Below are 16,982 nucleotides of genomic sequence, written 5' to 3' on the forward strand. Positions count from 1 at the left end.
TGAACGGGAGACGGCATCTCGTTAGATGGGCGCAGGAAACCCCTTCTGTCCAACCTCAGACGCTGACCCTGGCGGGCGGTGTTCCCGGTCGGAGAAAGCAGCGCTCTCCCGCTGGCGGCAGACCCGGCGTACCGGGGCGGGCGTAGCGCCCGTAGCCGACCCGCTCGACAAGGCCGCACCGCAGCATCGCCCGAAGGTGCCCGGTGACGTTGGGCACGGTGCGCTCGACCATGGGGGCGATCTCCACCGCCTGCCTCGGCTCGCTCAGGCTGGCCAGGATCGCGTCGCGGACGGGCTGCAGGCGCTGACCGTCCGCACGCCGCTGCGATGGCAATGCCCGAAGGAAGCTGGCCCTCGGGGTGGTGGAACGGACGTAGCGCGATCGTTCGACACGCAGCACTTTGCCGCTGTGCATAAGGGCCTGCACGAGATCGTTCATCACGGCAGCGCCGTAACCGATGGCCTTGGCTATTTCGCCACTCGTGCGGGGCACCTCGAGCAGGATCATCGCCGCGGCCTGGGCGGCAATGTGCTCGGTCCGCCGCCGGCGCGATGCGCTCGCTGGGGTACTTCGCTACGACACCAACTCTTCCCTTCGGGCCTGACGGTCGTTACGGCGTCGAGGCGGGTGAGGCCGAAGATGGCGGACCGAACCTCGGCTTCTGGCATTCCCGTGCGCCCCGCGAGCTCGGCCGCGGTCGATGTCTGGGTCAGCGCCGCCATGACGCGGCGGCTGGCCGACCAATCCTCCCGGGTCGGCTCGTCGCAATGGTCGAGAAGAGTTCCGGGCAGGATGAAGTGGTCGAGGCAGTAGGCAACGGCCCTACCGTCGCGGATCAGACAGAGCAGGATCCGCGCAGCCTCGCCGGCCGACCGGCCGCTCGCCGCCATCAGGTCGGCCAGCGTCGCGGGGTGGTGGAGGGCAGCGAGGACGCGACGAGTGCCCGGAAGGTCGGTCGCGGTCATGCCGCCAAGCGCCCGATCAGCAGGTTCAGCCGTGCGGCCAACTCCTCGGCCGTCATGGCCGGTGGGTCGGGAAGGTCGAGCGTGCCGGCCTCTATCACGTTGCGAGCGACATCCCAGCCAATGCGCTCGGCCGTGGCCGGCGAGGCGCCGTGCGCCACCTCAATGGCGGTGACCGACGCCGAGAGACCGCGATCCCCGGCGACGATCCTCGCCGACGAAGCCGGGGCCCGGCTCGCAGCTCCATCGCCGGCTTGGACCGGCTTCACCGCCTCCATCATGGGCTGGCTGCTCGTGACGGGCGGCTCTGGCAGGACATCGTTGGCCGGCGTCGGGAGGGGCGTCGCGCCGGCCGCGGCGATGGCCGCAGCGATCCGACCCTCTGCCGTCTCGGCGTCGCTGGTGCGAAAGGCATCCACCATGGCCCGCAGCACCGGATCTTCCGTGACCGGTAGCCGCGGGGGAACGTGCCCGCTCTCCAGCCGCACCACGACGTTCTTCACCAGGCCGCCAGGCTCCTGCCCGTCCTTGGCGAGGCCGGTGAGGATCAGCGGCCGGTTCCGGCGGATCGGACCATCCGCCTTGACGTCGGCGTGGAACAGCTTGGCGTACACGCGCCGCCCACCCAGCATCACGATGGCCTCGCCTTCCAGCAGCTTCTGCAGATCGGACCACGCCACCCGGTTCACCTTGCGGACCTCGGCCGAGGAACTCTCGCGGTATTGCCCGGCCTCGCCCGCCACGAAGGAGGTGGCCTGCGTCACTTCGGTTTCACCTGCGGTCTTCTCGATCCACTCCCGCGTGCGGTTGGCGTCCTGCTGCCGCATGGCGATGGTCAGGTTGGCATTACCGAGCAGGGAGGCGGTCTTCTCGCCCAGCCGCGCCCAGATGCCCGAAACCTCCTGAAAGCAGAGCCAGAACATGATGTTCAGGCCGCGCCCCATCGCCAGCATCCGGTCCATGCCATTGGTGGCGTAGTACGCCACCTCGTCGAACACGACGTGGAAGGGCCCCTCGCCCATGCCCGGCTTAAGCGAGAAGATCTCCTTGCTGTCCCCCTCCAGCTTGGCGCCAAGGAGCTGGGCCAGCATGCCGCGCAGCGAGGCCACCACGATCTTGCCCAGTGCGGCCAGGGTGTCGTCGGAGTTCTCCAGCGCCGGGAGGTTCACCACCAGGATGCGGCGGTTCAGCACCACGTCGCGCATGTCGATATCGCCCGACAGCACCTTGAAGATGTGCCCGAGCGATACCGACAGCTGCGAGAACACACCGGTGAAGTAGAACAGCGCGAAGCCGTGCTGCTTGGACGGCTCCTCGCCCTTCTGCTTGTTGTAGGGCTGCGAGGTATCGTAGCCCGGCAATTCGCCCAGGTAGGCCTTGAGCGGGTAGATGATGTCCTCGGGCATGGTCGGGACCGAGATCTCGGTCACGTTGCCGCCGATGGCATCGCGCACCAGGAAGATGCGATGCGAGGCCAGCATGTCGATGGAGCGCAGCTCAAGCGAGAAGCGGATCGTCTCGATGTTGATGGGTATGCCCATCTGGTCGCGCATCCACACCAGCACGGGGGTGATGGTGCCGATCAGCGCCACGGCGCGGGCGCGGAACACCCCGTTGCTGTCGTCCGACTTCTGCTCGCCCAGCTGCGACACCAGCAGTTCGCGGATGGCGTCGGCATTACCGCCGGCGAAGGGGTTGAACGTGTTGCTCTGCTTGATCCCCGACGCGACGAGGAAGTTCAGCACCAGCACGTCGTCTTCGCGGCCGAAGCGTCGCGCCAGGGCCACCACCTCGCCGTACAACTTGTTGTCGGCCTTGCCGTCCACGAGCACGAAGCCGGAGCCGTGGGTCAGCGAGTTGGCCAACAGGCTCAGAATGGCGGTGGTCTTACCCGCCCCGGTGGTGCCGGGGATGGTTCCATGCTGCCGGCCATCCTCGTTGGTGATCCAGAGCTCCTGTCCCGTCACCTGGTCGATGCCGAGGAAGATCGAGCCCGCCGCCCGCTGTGGCTTGCGGTCCACCGGGCTCGGGTAGTTCCAGTCCAACTGATCCGCGCTCCGTGGCAGGCGCAGGGGCAGCTTCACCCTCCGCCGCATCACCCAGGCCGCGTAGATGGCGGCTGTCGGCAGCAGCAAGTCGATGGCCGCCGGGTAGAAGAAGGACACTCCGGCCGCCGCGGCCAGCGCGAGACCCGAGAACTGGCTTCCCAGCAGTTCCGCGAGGCGGACAGTGAAGGGCCGAACGTCGCGGTAGCCCATGCCGCTGCCGCGCTCGAACTGGTTCTGCGGCCCGGAGATCTCGCGCTGGATCATCGCCTCGACCTCAGCGCTCGAGGCCGAAGGCGTTGCGGGACGGCGTGCCCGGCGAGCCGGCGACCACCGGGGCCGGGGAGGGGGGGACGACGCGCGGGGGCAGTGCCAGTTGCTGCTGCAGCACCGGGGGGATCTGCGGAAGCGGCGGTAGCTGCACCTCGGCCCCGCGTGCGAGCGGAATCTGAACAACGGGCTCGGGGAGGGGCGGGACAGCCCGTGCCGCCATCGAGGGCGACGCCCGCAGGCTGGCATCGGCCGCGCGGCCGCCGGACGGCGACGCGGTGAAGTGGCCGACGCAGAACGCCACGATCACGGCCGCCGCTCCGGCCAGCCAGGGCAGCACGGCCCGGCGCGGCTCGCGGCTCGGCGCTTTGCCCAGGTGGACGTAGATGTGCATCCCGTCCGGCCCTGCCGCCCAGGCGCCGAAGGGTATCTCACGGGAAAAGCCCCGCTCCTCACGGTCTCGCACGTCGCTGCTGGCCATCACGGCTGCTCCTTCTGATCTTCGCGATGCTGCAGGATTGCGGCGCGAACGGCGCGCAGGGCCGATTCCACCTCGGGCTCGAACAGCGGGCACTTCGCCTGGCGTTCGGCATCCCAGTGCGCGCGGGCACCGATGGCCTCGACACGGGGGTTCGGTTGGGCGTTCTGCCCCGGCCCATGGCCGGGGAAGCCGAGGGAGTGCAGGGCGTACCAGAGGCCCCGATCCAGCAGCTTGAGCCCGTTGAACTGCGCCGGCGCCAGCACGCCGCCGTTCAGGCGTGCGGCATTCAGCAGTCCCATGAGCGCGGTGGTCTCGAAAGCATGGTGGCGGGTGATGGCCTCGGCCGGCTTGACCATCGTTCCGTCCGCGATCAGCGCGTCCGCGGCCGCGAGCACCGAGGGCGGCACCTGCAGTGGGGCGTCGGGCCCGGCCGGTCCGTGGCCCGTGTCAGTCGCCAAGGCTTCGGCAAGGTCGCCCAGCAGCGCGAGGCTTTCCTCGCGGCGGCCCGCCAAGTGCAGGCCGAAGGCGGCGAACATCACTCGGGATTGCGGGCGGGCGGCAGTTGCGCCTCGCCAGACCGGACCGAGCTGGGCGATGAGCCCCTTTCGGACCCGATCGGCATCGTACTCGGACGAAGCCTCCTGAAGCTTGCGCCATTTCCGCTTGGGCTTGGCTTCGACCGTGCCCCCGGCCTGTTCCGCCTCGGAAGTGGCCGGCTGCGTCGAGGGCACCGGATCGACCGCCGGTTCCATTTTCTGTTCCTCGACCGGCAGCCGCAGCAGCCATTCGTGGGGATGGAGGGCCGGATCGGCCGGGCGGGGGGCTCCCGTGGGAAGTGCGACGAGCCGTAAGCCGCGGCCGAGGTAAGCGCCGGCCGCGCGGAAGAAGCGCGCCTGCTCCCGCGCCAGCCCGTCGAGATCGAACCGGCGCCGGAAGCGGGCGGGCGGGGCCCACACGAAGCACAGGACGGCCAGGGCACCGATCAACGCCGCGGCAGGGATGCGGATGAGGGTGTTGACCCGACCGCTCATCGCCACGAGCTCGTCGAAGGTCACCGTTTCGTAGCGGGCGGTCGTCACCATCCTCGACAGGTCCCGGAGTTCGTCCGTCACCAGCGACAGCGCCGACATCTTCCACAGCTGCAGGGTGGCCACTGCCTCCACCACCTCGGCGTGGTGGTAGCTCCACAGCATCCAGCCGCCGAAGGCGAGACCGACCACGATCACCGCGAGGCTGAGGAAGGTGTAGTCGTCGCTCGAGGCCCAGCCCGAGCGCCCCATACCCTTTCCCGCGCTCACGACGGGAGGCTCCCGGCGGACCAGGAGGGTAGGGCCACGAACAGCACCATGGCGTGCTGCCGGCGGGCCTCGCTGCCTTGCTGGCCCTCGTAGGAAAGCGCCGTGTCGTAGCCCGGCAGATCCGCTAGATAGGCGTTCAGCGGATAAACCAGACTTTCGGGCATGTTGGGCATCGGCTGCTCACGGAACCAACCCGTGGCCCAGCACGGCAAGAGGAAGGCGCGCCGGTTGGCGAGGGTGGCGACCGAGCGCAGCTGCAGCGCCAAGCGCACGGCGGCCGCGTCGAGCCGCAATACTTCGCGGTCCCGCATCCACGTCAGCACCGCCGCCGCCGCGCCTAAGAGGCGGGTGGCCCGGCCTGTCAGGGGCTCGCCGTCGGATGCCACCTGCCAGTTGCCGAGGTGGCGCAGCAACAGGTCGCGGACAACGGTGGCATCACCGCTGTGGAGTGACGGCGGCGGATCGGTGAGGGGAGACGGAAGGTGCATCGGGTGGCTCCAGTGGCAACCCGGCGACTATGGTGGTGAGCGGCGCGAACGGTTTGACGAGACTGATTCGGGATAGGGTGACTTGCGGGAGCCCTATCGCCTCCTCTTTCCGCGCTCGTTCGGCACCTCAATCCGCTCGACGGCAAAGAAAAGCTGGTCGACAGTGATGCGGCCTAGATCCGGCCCCTCCAATATAACCTCTCCCTTCATCCTGCGAGCAGGAAGCAGGGCTTGGAGCACGGCAGCCGCCACAACCTGCCCAACCTCGCTGTAGTGCCGTAGGACGGATGGCGTGCATGGGCTGCCATCCTGCTCGGCCAGCGCTGCAGCTGCACAATCGACCAGACGTTGTGCGAGTGTGGATAGGTCATCCGCCATGCCATCAGCCTAATGGCCTGCCAGCCTCGACGTCTACGAGAACGGCTCGTAGTTATCTTAGTGGACTTTACTGGCGTGCCGCTAAGCGATCCGTTGGCAAAACGATGCGCTGCAGCCGCATAACGTGCTCCAGTACCTTACGCAGGTATCGCGTCTTGAAGACCTCGGTGCGCGAATGGTAGCGGCCCACACCCTCCCAGAAGTCACCGTCGGCGCCGTCGATCTCACGCCGCAGGATCCACGCTCCCGCTTCGACGTTGGCGCAGAAGTTGTTCAGCAGCGCCTCGCGCGCCGCTGCGGGTGTGGTGTTCCAGCGCCGCGCGATAGTCGGCAGATGGATCTGGTTGATCTGCATCGGTCCTATGTCCACCGTGGCGTTGGTGTTCTGGCTCACCCGTCCGATTGAGCCGCCTTCCACCGAAAGCAGTACCACGATCACGCCCGGCGGAACCCGGTGCAGTGCCGCCGCGGCCTGGATGCATTCCGTCACGGCCGACACGGTGCCGTCCGACACCGAAGCCCTGGCGGGTGCTGCGGCTACCGACACGGCGGCCATCACTGCGAGAAGCAGCGCCCTCATGGCGTTGGCCCCTGCGGACGGCCGGGAGCGGCGTCGCGCTCGCTCATAGCGCCAAGCGGTCGCAGCTGCTGCCAGAGCTTGGCAAAGTCCGCGACCGGAAGAGCCGACGGCGTGCCGGTCCGCTCAATGGCCTCCATGGCCGAGAGCATGACTACGGAGAACGGCTCGCCGCGGATGCCTTTCACCCGGTAGCCCAGCAACGCGTCGGGATCGTGCTCCTGCTCGATCCCCAGGTGCCGGCCCGTCGCAGCCCGCCACACGACGTTCGCCGCCGCCAGGAAGTTAGGCATCAAGCCTTCCGGGGCGGCGACCAGTGCGGCGGGCAACCGGTGATCAAGGCCGGTGGCCTCGTCGCGAAGCAGCAGCGGGCGCCCGTCACGCTCCACCAGCCGCTGAAGGGTGCGCCCGACCACGCCGAGGTCCAGAGAGCTGCTCATGCCAGCCTCCGGCGCTTCCAGGCTGGCACCGCCGGTCGGAGCCGACCGACGAGCCAACCCCGGACGATGCGGAATAGCGCTGGCAGGGTCAGCCCGAAGAACGAGAGAGCGCCGAAGAACGCGGTCCCGAGCAGAGCGATATAGAAGGTGGTCCAGCTCCAGTAGGTGACGAAGCACAGCACCGGCAGCAGGGCGCGTGCGTCCAGCATCAGGAAGCGAATGGGCAGGGCAGTGTTGCGCCACATCAGCCGATCCTCCTCATCTCACCCTCGGCGACGGCGGGGCTGATCCGGCCCTCCTCCAGCGCGCGGGTGATGGCTTGGTGATAGGACTGGCCCTGGGTTTCCAGCGTAGTCCGGATCAGGTCGGGCCAGTCCGAGGGTGAGGTCTGCATCAGGTGCCGCCGAAGCGGAGCGTCGAAAACGAGGTACTCGCGCAGCGCGGTGCGCTTGCCGTCGGTCGAGAACACCAGCCGCTGATTGATGATGAGCCGCAGCGATTGCGCGATTGAGGTGACGAGGTTGTCGCGTTCGTCACCAGGGCACAGCGCCACCATGCGCTGGATCGTCAGCGCTAGGTCGTCGGCGTGGATGGTGGTGGTCACCGTCGAGCCCGCCATGGCAGCGTTGAGCGACGCGGACATCGTCGCCCCGTCGCGGCTCTCACCGACGATGATGTCGGTGGCTTCCCGCCGCCAGCAGCCGCGGATGAAGGCCTCGAAGGTCGGCAGGTCCCGCGGGATCTCCGTCTGCGCGATGGTCGAGGTCGGACCTTGCAAACGGTCGAACAGGAACTCGATAGGCGCCGCGCCCTCGACGATGTTGTAGTGGCCGTTCGGGTCTCTCAGCTTGGCCACAGTGAAGCCGCCGATCAGCGTGCTCTTGCCAGAGCCGGTGGAGCCGCTGACCACCACGAAACCGCCTCGCGGTCGGTAATTCTCCAGGATCTCCGGTTCCACGAGCTGCGCATCGAGGTCCGGGGGCATGTCCGGAATGGGCCGCAGCACAAGATTCGCCCCGCCGCGGCGGCTGGTGTGGATGGGCGTCGCGTTGACGCGGAAGCGCAGCCGCTCCGTTCGGTCGATTGCCACGGCGTAGGACACGTCGAAGTCCGATCCGCCCTGCAAGCGGGCGGTGCCGTCGGCGCCGTAGAGGTGGTTGGTGACGACGGACACCTCCACCTCACTCAGCGGATTGCTCGTGGCTCTGCGGTTTCGCCCGTGAACCATGATCCAGACCGGGTGGCCCGTCTGAAAGGAGATCCGCGAGGCGCCCTGGCGGTGGGCCCAGGTCAGCAGGGCGTCCAGCCCTGGCGCTGACTTGCGGGGATCCTCGACCCAGCGAAGACCCTGCTCGGGCCAGCCCTCGGTGGCCGCTGCCGCGTCACCGCGGCGCGCTTCCAGAACAGTGCTCATCGGCAGCCCGCCCCTGGCTGCCAGCGGCGTGAGTTGCGCTGCAGCCCCGGCTGGTCGGTGATCCGCACCGTACGGTCGCCGATGGCAAGACGCGAGCGCCCGCCATCCGCGGCGCTGCTCTCGAAGGCGATCCGCGGCTCCTCCACCAAACCGGCGCGCAGCAGCACCCGGAAGCGGGCCATGCCGATCAGGTCGCGCTGTAGGCGGCCGAGGTCAGACAGGAAGATGTTGACTGCCTGCTTCTCGCCCTGGGCCCAGCCTTCGGCCACCCAGCGATCCCAGTATCGCACCTCCTCGCGGGTCCGTGGCAGGGCGGCGTCGGCCGGCCGCGCCGGGATGCCCCAGGACCGCACGAGGTAGGAGCGCCAGTCCGGCGGCGCCGAGGTCAGCTGCGCCTCGCGCGTGATCTCGAAGATGCAGCTGGTTTCGCGGGCCACCTGCCCGTTCTCGCCCAGCGCGAACGCCATCTGCGCCTCCGACACGATCGGCGGGCGCATCAGCGTCTGGCCGCCCCCGACCGAGAGCACCAAGGGGCGGAAGTCGTAGGTGGTGGTGAGCTGAGCCTCGTAGCGGCGCAGCATCTCATTGATGCCGAAGGAGCGGGCCGCCAGACCTCCCTGGGCGCCATAGATGGTGGCGGCCTGGCGCAGCACCTCGGCGCGCCCGGTCTCGAGGCCGTCGCCCACCTGATCGCCGGAGCGGGCGGCCTGCAGCGCTTCCAACGAAGGCGGCGCCTCGACCCCCTCCACCACCGGCAGGGTGCTGGCGCCGGTGATGGGCTGGTTGATCTGGTCGGCCAGGGTGCGCGAGGCGGCCTCGTACTGCGTTTGTCCCGACATGGGCGGGCTCGCGAGGAAGCTGACCGAGCCCTCGGCGCGGGCGGCCGGCGCGAAGGCCAGGGCCGCGAGCGCCGTCGCGGCCAGCAGGGCGGGTCGCAGGCCGGAGCGACGGGGCTCAGACATGGTGGACCACCTGCACAGTGCGACTGGCGGGATCGAGTTGCACCGTGGCGTAGGCGCCGGCCTGTTCGCCCAGGGCCGCAAAGGCGTCCACCAGGGTGGTGGAGGGCAGGTTCACCGCCACGGCCACGGGCTGCGGCCGCTCCACCCCGGACACGACCACCGTGTAGCCGATGGTCCCGGCCAGCTTGCGCACGCCTTCGGCCAACGGCCCGTTCCAGGTGAAGGCCACCGGACGCCGGAGCTCCTCCGGCACTACCGGACCCTGGCCAGCGGCCAACGCCGGGCGGTTCAGGCCGCCGAGTTGGGCCATCTGCTGTCCCACCTGCTCCATCGAGCGGCGCAGGGCCACCTCGGGATTGGGCATGCCGGTGGTGACGATCTCGGTGGTCGGGCCTGTGCCGGCGCAGCCGGCCAGGGCCACGAGCCCCGCGAGTGCCACCGCCAACCTCAGTCGTGTGCTTGCCATGGGGATCTCCACCTCGTCGCAGCGGAGAGTGCGGGCATTCGGCGCGAACGGGATGCGCCTCTTGCGAAGGCCATCAAGTCGCCAGTGGGTCGGGTTCGACGTAGCGCTCGCGGTACGGCCAGCGGTCGCCGTCCGGCTTGGTGGTCCGCACCAAGCATCGGTGCGTGACCAGTTCCACCCGCTCGGCGTCCGTCAGGTCCTCGTCGACCGGCGGGCCGGAAGTGCCAGCGCGGGAGCCGAGCACGTCGTGGGCGTCCACGTTGTAGAACAGGCGGCCGCCCTCGGCGTAGTCGCGCCGGAAGGCCGTGCGCCACTGCGAGTTCGACCCCCAACCCAGGCTAAGGTCCTCAGTGCGCCGGTGCCGGCGCCGCCGAGCGAAGTAGAGCGTGGTGCTGGTGGCGAGGTGGGAATCGAGCATCCCCGGCTGGCACCGGACACGCACGCCGGCTCGGGCGAAAAGCATGTGGCCGAACCGCAGGGCCGGCCATAACACCTCGTCCACCACGGGCTCCTCGACGGTCGGATCTTCGACGACCCCGACGACCTCGTGGAAGAAGGGGGTGAAGCGGTCGCGCGCTGTGGGTTCGATGCCGAGGGCGCCGCAGAACCGAACCTCGGCCTGCGGGGTGAGGCCGGGCACGAACCAGCCGCTCAGTCGATCGTCGCCGCTGGGCGGCGGCTGCAAGCCCAGGACGAGGAGCTCGTGGACGCGGCTCAGGGCGTACTAGGTCCACAAGTCCTCGGCGGGGCCGGGTGGAGGGGCGGTGCCAAGGCTGCGGTAGTGAGCGAAGGCAGGCGCGAAGGCCGAGAGCCGTTCGGCGGCCGGCGCCAACAGGTCGCGCTCGGGGTTCCCGACGTCGTGTTCGAGAAGGTCGTCGTAGAGCTGCACGAAGATGTCCTACATCGTGGCAGACTAGGCGGTGTGTTCATCTTGAACACACCTTCCCATCCCTCCGGTTGCCCTACTCGGCCGCCATCATCCGCCGCGGCGTCTCGTTGTCCTGCGCCACGTCGCGCAGCACGATGCCCAGGCCTCGGCCATCGGTCAGTTCGGTGGCCAGTTCGTCCACCACACCGGCCTCTGCCCGGGCGTCCAACTCGCCCCGCTTCAGGCGCTCGTTCTTGCGGCGGTCGATCTCGTCCACGGCCGAGCCACGCGGGAACACCCGCGCCAGACGGCGCAGCGCTTCCTTGAACCCCAGCGCGGCGTACAGCCGGTTGCGAAGCGCCGTGTCACCGGGCGTGGTGCTCAGCGCCCACAGCTCCACCGGCCCCAGGAAGTTCACCAGCATCTGCTCGTACTTGGCGCCCCCGGCCAGCAGCACCGCCAGGAACGGCGCACCCTTCGGACCCGGGCCCTGCAGGGCGAAGCGCACGACGTCGGCGCTGGCCTTGCTCAGCCCGAAGCGCTCGATGACCTCGTTGCACTCCTTCTCGTCGCCGGTCTTGAGGATGAACCGTCCCGTGGACTGGCCAACAAGCTCCTCGCCCATGTCACTCAGCCGCTGCGACGCGAAACCCAGCTGCAGGTTGTGCTTGCGCCCCTCGCGGACGTCCAGCGCTGCCTGATCGCGGACCTGGGGACTGCCCTTGGTGCGGTGCCACTCGTCGTAGTCGAGCCGCTTCACCGATTCCATGATCTCCTGGAACCGGGCGCGCTGGTGATCGCGCACCTTCTCCGGAACGTATTCGGCGTAGTCCGGGTGCAGGGTGAAGTTGCGCGCCAGGATATGCCGGGCCAGCAGGTACATCATCTCCGGCTGCCGATCGTTCACCGCCGAGCCGGTCGGCGCCACGGCGGCGAGATCCAGCACGATGATCCGCGCCGGGCCAAAATCCAGCTTGGTCGGGGCGTTCAGCGTCGGGAACTTCTTGATGAAGTCGTAGATGTAGCGCTCGAACAGGCCGATCGCGTCCTCGCTCGTGGTGGCGATCTTCAACTCGTCGAAGATGTCGCGCACCTGATCACCCTTGGCCGCGATCACGAGATCCTCGAGCGTCGGCACCGCGTGGCGCTGCGCCACTTCGGCGAGCCGCCAATCCTGCCGGTCGACCAGGGCATCCACCACGTCACGCCACCACGGCTCGGCGTGCTCCAGCACGATGCCGTGCCGCGACAGCGCGGCGTCGACCGTCGGCTCGACACCGGCCCGGTAGGGCTTGGGGGAGCCGCCGGGCACGTCGGTGCAGAGGCGGTAGGCCTCGTCGATGACGTAGCCGATCAGCTGGCTTAGGCCCTCGAAGGGCGTGTTCTGGCCCGGCGGCATGGTGGCCAAGGACAGGAAGTTCTGCAGGAACGCCTTCTCCATGGGCAGCGGATAGGTGCAGCCCACCTGCAGGTCGAAGATGTTGAACTCGTAGCCCGCCCGGAACTGCATCGTCACGAAGATGGCCTCGTGCTCGCGCTCCGGTCCTAGCGCCTCTCGCACCAGCCGCACGAACCCCTGGGCGGAGGGTCCGATATCGGCCTTGCCGATCAGCGGTAGCTTCGCACCCCGCGAGCCCAGCACGGCGGTGCTGAGGCACAGGCCGAGGTTGATCGTGTTGGCGAGCACCGACTTCCCGGAGCCTGGCGGGGCCACGAAGATGTCGCACACGAGTGGGCGCTTGGAACTGCCGGCGGGCTCGTAGGGCCAGATCGCGCCGTCGGGCCGGGTGAACAGCACAGATCCCTGCTCCCAGGGCGAGGCGCAGCGGTTCCAGGGCAGCATGGCGAAGGCGTCGCCCAGCAGCGCGATGCCCGGCGTGCCGGTCGAGGCGAGTGCCAGGGCCGGGACGCTGCTCAACGCCCCCTCCAGGGGATCGCCCGCGATGCTGGTGGCCTTGCAGTTGCCCCAGCCTTCCAGCCGCTGCGTCAGGGTGGAGGCGCGACGGCGGAGCTTCTGGGTGTCGCCGGTCGGCGCCCAGGTGGCGAAGGAGGCCCTCAGCTTGACCCCAATATGGCTGTTGACGTCGCGCTCCTGCTTCAACGCCTCGAAGGCGCGGCGCACGTCGGCATTGCCGGGGAACATCGAGAACAGGGTGGCGCCGAGCGACTTCAGCAGCATCGCCGATCGCCCGCCGCCCTCGATCAGGATCGAGCCACGCCAGGGGATGCGGTCCTGTCCGAGCCGGGCCGACAGCTCGACGAAGGGCCGGGGGTCTTCCGGGCCGACGGCCATATCCACGGGAGCGTAATCGTTGTCGCCGATCCGGACCCGCTGGCCGCCCTGGGTCTCGGCGTCGGCGTGAAAGATCTGCTCGCGGATGGCGGGCCACAGCATGCCGGGCGCGGCGTCCACCTTTCGGGCCTCGTCCTCGGTCGCCCGCGGCATCACTCGGTCGCCCATGAGGGTGGCCTTCCAGTCCGACCCGGAGGTCTCGCGGTACACCGCCTCCCGCACCAGCTTCAGTGCCTCGTGCACGCCCAGCCTGCGGGTGGCGATGTCGTTGGCCTTCAACGCGGCCTCGACGCGCAGCACGAACGCGTTGTGACGCGCTGCCATGACCTCCGATCGGAGATAGTAGCGCTGGCTGTCACCGGCGCGGGGCCCGGCCTTCGCCAGGGCGGACTGCTCCTCCCCCATCTGCTTGCGCTCCTCCTTGGTCAGGACGGAGCGGCGGGTCCACAGCACGTAATAGGCCGCCTCCCAGCGCATGACCTTGGGCCAGAGCGCCGCGCGCTCGTTGAGCACGTCGCCGACGTCCAGACCGAGCTCGCGCGCGATGGTGCGGCAGGAGGCGAGGTTGAGGCGGTCGATCTCGACGGCCGACTGGTCGGGGTCGGAAATGAACCAGCCCATGATGGCGTGACCCGGGTCCTCCAGGGCGCCGGATAGGTCCATCCGCTGGGCGAGCGCGATGCGCTCGACGTCGGCGCGGGTGGCCATTCGCCGCATGCCCTCGATGCGGATGACGGTGAGGTAGTCGGAATGCTTGGTCACCAGCGCATCGCCGTGCGTGGTCTCGACGTCGCAGAAGGTGCCGATCGGCTGCTTCAGGGTAAGGGACAAGCCCGCCAGGAGGCGGGAGATGGCGCCGATCATGCGGCCCTCCCCGGAGTTGCGGGGGTGGAGGCGGGGAGGGGGGCGGAAGCCTTCGGCTCAGCCCGGCCGGCCCAGGCGCGGAGCAGGCCGGGGTAGATGTCCTCGCCGCCCACCAGCATTCGGCCTGTGGGCACCAGCCGGACGCTTCCCAGCAGGTTGGCGCGGCCGCGGTAGGCACCGGAAGTGAGCGCCAGCAGAGCTGCACCGAGCACGCCGGGATCGGACGTTTTCAGCCGCGCTTTGGCCTGCTCCTCCCGGCCGAGCAGGGCCTTGAGAGCCCGCCACGCGGCCACCGTGGCATCGGTGCCCCTGGCGGGGGGCACCTCCAGCGTGGGGTCGGCACCGGCGTCGAGCAGGGCGAGATGGGCCGAGCGCGTCAGCATGAACACTGCCGCCTGGCTCACCTCCGGCAGCCACGCCAGCACGAGGGACCGCTGGCGGGCGGCGACGTCGAGGTGCTGAGCGAGGTGGCAGAGGCTGCAGGCGGCGGCGAGGTTCGCCGGGGCGTGGTTAGCATGGTCGCTGTCGAGGTGAACCACCTCCTGCCGGCCGGCGGCGAAGGCACCGCAGAACCGGCAGGGAGCGTCGGCGGCGGCGGCGCGGCACTGCCGCTCCACGCCGGCCGTATCCACGCCCCAGGCGGAGCGGTGGGCGGACAGTGGGAGCGGCAGGTAGCGCACCGGGATCAGTTCCCGAAGGTGACGGGGGCGTTGGTGCCGGTGATGGTGGCCGCGCCGCCGCTGGTCGTCTGCGCGGCCTTGCCGATCCAGGTGCCACCGGCGGCGAAGAGCCCGCACAGCACGAGGCCGGCGATCCCCTTGGAGAGCATGCCGCCCTCGCGCTGCTGGGGCTGCCGGGACTGCCAGAGCGCCCAGGCGCCGCCAACGAGGCAGAGCAGCGCGGCGAGGTACATGGCCATGGAGCCGACGTTGCCGCCAGCGGTGGTGGCCTCCTGCGCCATGGTGCTGACCTGCCCGCCGATCCCGGTCCCGGCCGCCTGGGCGAACGCCTCGCCCGAGGTGAGCAGGGCCGCGCCGGTGGCCAGCATGGCGGCGCTGGCCTTCAGCGACCGGCGGCGGGTGGAGACGATGACGGGGCTGATGGACTTCACGGAGTTCGCTTTCCTGTTGCCGAGGAACCGTGCGGCGCCTCTGAAGGGAGATTCCGGGAAATCGGCGCGCGCGGCGCCGATCTTTTTTCAGGTGTTCGCGCGAAACATCGTGGCCAGCAGACGCGACAGCGGCAGCACGTTGATGAGGGCCACACCGAAGGCGAACTGCACGAGGCAGCCGCCCTGTCCGCGGCGGCTGGCACCCCGCACCACGCTCCACCAGGCGAACACCGCCAGCAGTGCCATCATGGCGCCGAAGGCCTGGAAGAAGCCCTGGAACACCTGCACGACGTTCACGATGGTCTCGGCCGGCGTTGCGCCGAGCACGCCGCCGGCGCCGACGGACGGGACGTAGCCGAAGGCGCCCCCGGTCCCCACGGTGACCGAGCCGCCCCCGGAGTTGCTGGCCAGGGTCAGGATCCGCGGGAAGGCTGCGAACACGCCGCTCAGGATCAGCGACAGCACCGGGATCCACGGCTTGCCGCGGAACGGGTTCGCCGGCTGGGCCTGCTGCCAGAAGCCCCATCCGGCGAACAGGAAGGTGCCGATCGCCGCGAGGTAGGCGAAGGCCGGCACGAGGTAGGCGAGCGCGATGCCGATCTCGGCCGCGAAGTCGACGAAGCCCTGCATGACGGCGCGCCCTACTGGATGGCGCCGCGCTCGGCGCGGACCACCCAGTTGCTGCCTTGCTGGGCGATGGCCGTGATCTTGCCGTAGCCCGGCACCTCGTCGCCCACGGCCACCTGCAACTGCGCGCCGCTATCTCCGGTCCGATCGACCTCCGACAGCATCGCGAGGCCGGGCGAGGCGGCCTGGACTCGGTAGCGGCGGCGCACGCCGTCGTTCGTCGCCTGGGCGGGGGCCTGCGTCCGGGCGGCGACCGGTGTGGCGGCGGGGGCGGGAGGCGCGGGTGGAGGGCTGGCGCTGGCCGGCACAGGGGGCGGCGCGGCGGCCGCACCCATGGCCGCGTTCATCGCGCCGCGTGCCTCGGCGAGGGCGAGGCGGCGCCCGAAGTCGGCTGTGGACGCCTCCAACCGGTCGCGCATGGCCGCGAGGTCGGTCTGCATCTGCCGATCACGCTCCTCCCGATTGCGCATGATCACCGCCATCTGCGTTACCAGGCCGAGCACATCGACCTGCTGCGGCGTGCTCATCGGGGCGGGACGCAGGCTGGCAGCGACCGCGACTGGATCGGCCGGTGCCGGTGTGGCGGGCGTCGGCGGCGGCACGACCACCACAGGAGCAACCCCCGCAGCGGACGTTGAAGCCGGGTTGGCCGCCTCGACAGGAGCCGGGGACGCGACCGCTGGAGCGTTCACTGCCGCGACGGCAGTTGCCGGAGCAGGAGCTGGCACGGCCGCGGCAGGCGCGATCGGCGTCGCGGCCGCCGCGGTTGCCACCGGGGGCTGGGCCGGCTGACCCGGTTCGGCAGGGCGCGGAGGCTCATCCACGCGTCGAGCGAGCGGCGCCGGCTGTGCCTGTTGGGTATCGCCCAGGCGGCGCGCCAGGGGCGTGGGCTCGATGGGACGGCGATCGGCCGCTGGCGGGACCGGCTCGGTGCGCGGCTGATCCGCCGTGCCGGACGGCCGGGTCAGGTCCGGAGCGCCCTGGCGCTGCCGATAGGCCATCACTTCGTCCAGCTGTGCTTCGCGCGACGTGCGCGGGGCCGGCTCGCGAGCGGCCGGGGCCGGCACGGAAGCGGGAGGAGGCGCTGCAGCCATCTGGGCCGCCGGGGCCATCAGCCCGACCGCTTCCGCGGCGTGGCGCACTGAGGTCCCCGCGCTCTCGCGCGCGGTTGCGACCGCGTTCTGCACGCTCAGCGGCAGGATCGTGTTGTAGGGAGAAACGAGGAACACCCCAGCGCCCACCACGACCACGGCGACCGCGACGGAGCCGAGTAACATGCCGTGGCGGCTCTTGCGAGGCGGCGCGGCAGGGGCGGAAGCGGCGGCGGGGGAGGCGGGGGGCAGTTCCCCTTCCTCCTCCCCCGGCAGCGCCATGCTGGGGCGCCGCGTCGACAGCGGCGGGATCAGCGTGTTGTCGGGGACGTGGGTGTCCATGGTG

19 protein-coding genes are annotated in these 16,982 nt (G+C 69.9%); all 19 read right to left on the reverse strand.

The window, feature by feature from the left end; all coding sequences use genetic code 11:
- Positions 1-55 precede the first annotated feature (55 nt).
- The 19 genes from D9599_RS22700 to D9599_RS22790 all read right to left on the reverse strand — a co-directional run bounded on the left by D9599_RS22700 (position 56) and on the right by D9599_RS22790 (position 16,978).
- Positions 56-508 carry a hypothetical protein gene (locus tag D9599_RS22700; RefSeq protein WP_198383582.1) on the reverse strand — a complete coding sequence of 151 codons (453 nt, stop codon included), beginning with the start codon at positions 506-508 and terminating at the stop codon, positions 56-58.
- The gene (locus tag D9599_RS22705) at positions 505-966 is read right to left on the reverse strand and encodes a hypothetical protein (protein ID WP_198383583.1); all 462 of its coding nucleotides are present in this window, start codon (positions 964-966) and stop codon (positions 505-507) included. Before D9599_RS22705 ends, D9599_RS22700 begins: the two co-directional genes overlap by 4 nt.
- Entirely contained in the window at positions 963-3,275 is a 2,313-nt protein-coding gene (locus D9599_RS22710; RefSeq protein ID WP_198383584.1) for a type IV secretory system conjugative DNA transfer family protein, read from the reverse strand. Before D9599_RS22710 ends, D9599_RS22705 begins: the two co-directional genes overlap by 4 nt.
- Before the next feature lie 10 nt (positions 3,276-3,285).
- Positions 3,286-3,762 (reverse strand): hypothetical protein, encoded by a 477-nt coding sequence (locus D9599_RS22715; protein ID WP_198383585.1) that lies wholly within the window; start codon positions 3,760-3,762, stop codon positions 3,286-3,288.
- Positions 3,759-5,057, reverse strand: a complete 1,299-nt coding sequence (locus D9599_RS22720) for a hypothetical protein (protein WP_198383586.1) — start codon at positions 5,055-5,057, stop codon at positions 3,759-3,761. Before D9599_RS22720 ends, D9599_RS22715 begins: the two co-directional genes overlap by 4 nt.
- Positions 5,054-5,545, reverse strand: coding sequence for a hypothetical protein (locus D9599_RS22725; RefSeq protein WP_198383587.1), 492 nt, complete (start codon positions 5,543-5,545; stop codon positions 5,054-5,056). The genes D9599_RS22720 and D9599_RS22725 overlap by 4 nt, the downstream gene beginning before the upstream one ends.
- Positions 5,546-5,990: 445 nt before the next feature.
- Entirely contained in the window at positions 5,991-6,503 is a 513-nt protein-coding gene (locus tag D9599_RS22730) for a lytic transglycosylase domain-containing protein (protein ID WP_198383588.1), read from the reverse strand.
- Positions 6,500-6,940 (reverse strand): hypothetical protein, encoded by a 441-nt coding sequence (locus D9599_RS22735; RefSeq protein ID WP_198383589.1) that lies wholly within the window; start codon positions 6,938-6,940, stop codon positions 6,500-6,502. The genes D9599_RS22730 and D9599_RS22735 overlap by 4 nt, the downstream gene beginning before the upstream one ends.
- A complete protein-coding gene (gene icmT, locus D9599_RS22740; RefSeq protein ID WP_198383590.1) occupies positions 6,937-7,185 on the reverse strand; it encodes an IcmT/TraK family protein in 249 nt (82 codons plus the stop codon). Before icmT ends, D9599_RS22735 begins: the two co-directional genes overlap by 4 nt.
- Positions 7,185-8,354, reverse strand: coding sequence for a type IV pilus twitching motility protein PilT (locus tag D9599_RS22745; RefSeq protein ID WP_198383591.1), 1,170 nt, complete (start codon positions 8,352-8,354; stop codon positions 7,185-7,187). Before D9599_RS22745 ends, icmT begins: the two co-directional genes overlap by 1 nt.
- The gene (locus tag D9599_RS22750; protein ID WP_198383592.1) at positions 8,351-9,316 is read right to left on the reverse strand and encodes a type IV secretory system conjugative DNA transfer family protein; all 966 of its coding nucleotides are present in this window, start codon (positions 9,314-9,316) and stop codon (positions 8,351-8,353) included. Before D9599_RS22750 ends, D9599_RS22745 begins: the two co-directional genes overlap by 4 nt.
- Complete coding sequence (locus D9599_RS22755) at positions 9,309-9,782, reverse strand: DotD/TraH family lipoprotein (protein WP_198383593.1); 474 nt, start codon at positions 9,780-9,782, stop codon at positions 9,309-9,311. Before D9599_RS22755 ends, D9599_RS22750 begins: the two co-directional genes overlap by 8 nt.
- Positions 9,783-9,855: 73 nt before the next feature.
- Positions 9,856-10,422 carry a hypothetical protein gene (locus D9599_RS22760; protein ID WP_198383594.1) on the reverse strand — a complete coding sequence of 189 codons (567 nt, stop codon included), beginning with the start codon at positions 10,420-10,422 and terminating at the stop codon, positions 9,856-9,858.
- Between the two features lie 84 nt (positions 10,423-10,506).
- Positions 10,507-10,671, reverse strand: coding sequence for a hypothetical protein (locus D9599_RS22765; protein ID WP_198383595.1), 165 nt, complete (start codon positions 10,669-10,671; stop codon positions 10,507-10,509).
- 73 nt (positions 10,672-10,744) lie between these two features.
- Positions 10,745-13,807 carry an ATP-binding protein gene (locus D9599_RS22770; RefSeq protein ID WP_198383596.1) on the reverse strand — a complete coding sequence of 1,021 codons (3,063 nt, stop codon included), beginning with the start codon at positions 13,805-13,807 and terminating at the stop codon, positions 10,745-10,747.
- Positions 13,804-14,487: an HNH endonuclease gene (locus tag D9599_RS22775; RefSeq protein ID WP_198383597.1), complete on the reverse strand. Its 684-nt coding sequence runs from the start codon at positions 14,485-14,487 to the stop codon at positions 13,804-13,806. The genes D9599_RS22770 and D9599_RS22775 overlap by 4 nt, the downstream gene beginning before the upstream one ends.
- Positions 14,488-14,492: 5 nt before the next feature.
- A complete protein-coding gene (locus tag D9599_RS22780; protein WP_198383598.1) occupies positions 14,493-14,918 on the reverse strand; it encodes a hypothetical protein in 426 nt (141 codons plus the stop codon).
- 87 nt (positions 14,919-15,005) lie between these two features.
- A complete protein-coding gene (locus D9599_RS22785; protein ID WP_198383599.1) occupies positions 15,006-15,548 on the reverse strand; it encodes a hypothetical protein in 543 nt (180 codons plus the stop codon).
- Between the two features lie 11 nt (positions 15,549-15,559).
- Complete coding sequence (locus D9599_RS22790) at positions 15,560-16,978, reverse strand: hypothetical protein (RefSeq protein ID WP_198383600.1); 1,419 nt, start codon at positions 16,976-16,978, stop codon at positions 15,560-15,562.
- Between the last annotated feature and the right edge of the window lie 4 nt (positions 16,979-16,982).

The sequence above is a fragment of the Roseomonas sp. KE2513 genome, assembly GCF_016107305.1.
In the GTDB taxonomy this organism is placed as follows: domain Bacteria; phylum Pseudomonadota; class Alphaproteobacteria; order Acetobacterales; family Acetobacteraceae; genus Roseomonas.

Excerpts from the sequence above, each read along its gene's own strand:
- D9599_RS22700 (WP_198383582.1), bottom strand. The coding sequence starts at position 508 with ATGATCCTGCTCGAGGTGCCCCGCACGAGTGGCGAAATAGCCAAGGCC.
- D9599_RS22705 (WP_198383583.1), bottom strand. The coding sequence starts at position 966 with ATGACCGCGACCGACCTTCCGGGCACTCGTCGCGTCCTCGCTGCCCTC.
- D9599_RS22710 (WP_198383584.1), bottom strand. The coding sequence starts at position 3,275 with ATGATCCAGCGCGAGATCTCCGGGCCGCAGAACCAGTTCGAGCGCGGC.
- D9599_RS22725 (WP_198383587.1), bottom strand. The coding sequence starts at position 5,545 with ATGCACCTTCCGTCTCCCCTCACCGATCCGCCGCCGTCACTCCACAGC.
- D9599_RS22730 (WP_198383588.1), bottom strand. The coding sequence starts at position 6,503 with ATGAGGGCGCTGCTTCTCGCAGTGATGGCCGCCGTGTCGGTAGCCGCA.
- D9599_RS22735 (WP_198383589.1), bottom strand. The coding sequence starts at position 6,940 with ATGAGCAGCTCTCTGGACCTCGGCGTGGTCGGGCGCACCCTTCAGCGG.
- icmT (WP_198383590.1), bottom strand. The coding sequence starts at position 7,185 with ATGTGGCGCAACACTGCCCTGCCCATTCGCTTCCTGATGCTGGACGCA.
- D9599_RS22745 (WP_198383591.1), bottom strand. The coding sequence starts at position 8,354 with ATGAGCACTGTTCTGGAAGCGCGCCGCGGTGACGCGGCAGCGGCCACC.
- D9599_RS22750 (WP_198383592.1), bottom strand. The coding sequence starts at position 9,316 with ATGTCTGAGCCCCGTCGCTCCGGCCTGCGACCCGCCCTGCTGGCCGCG.
- D9599_RS22755 (WP_198383593.1), bottom strand. The coding sequence starts at position 9,782 with ATGGCAAGCACACGACTGAGGTTGGCGGTGGCACTCGCGGGGCTCGTG.
- D9599_RS22770 (WP_198383596.1), bottom strand. The coding sequence starts at position 13,807 with ATGATCGGCGCCATCTCCCGCCTCCTGGCGGGCTTGTCCCTTACCCTG.
- D9599_RS22785 (WP_198383599.1), bottom strand. The coding sequence starts at position 15,548 with ATGCAGGGCTTCGTCGACTTCGCGGCCGAGATCGGCATCGCGCTCGCC.
- D9599_RS22790 (WP_198383600.1), bottom strand. The coding sequence starts at position 16,978 with ATGGACACCCACGTCCCCGACAACACGCTGATCCCGCCGCTGTCGACG.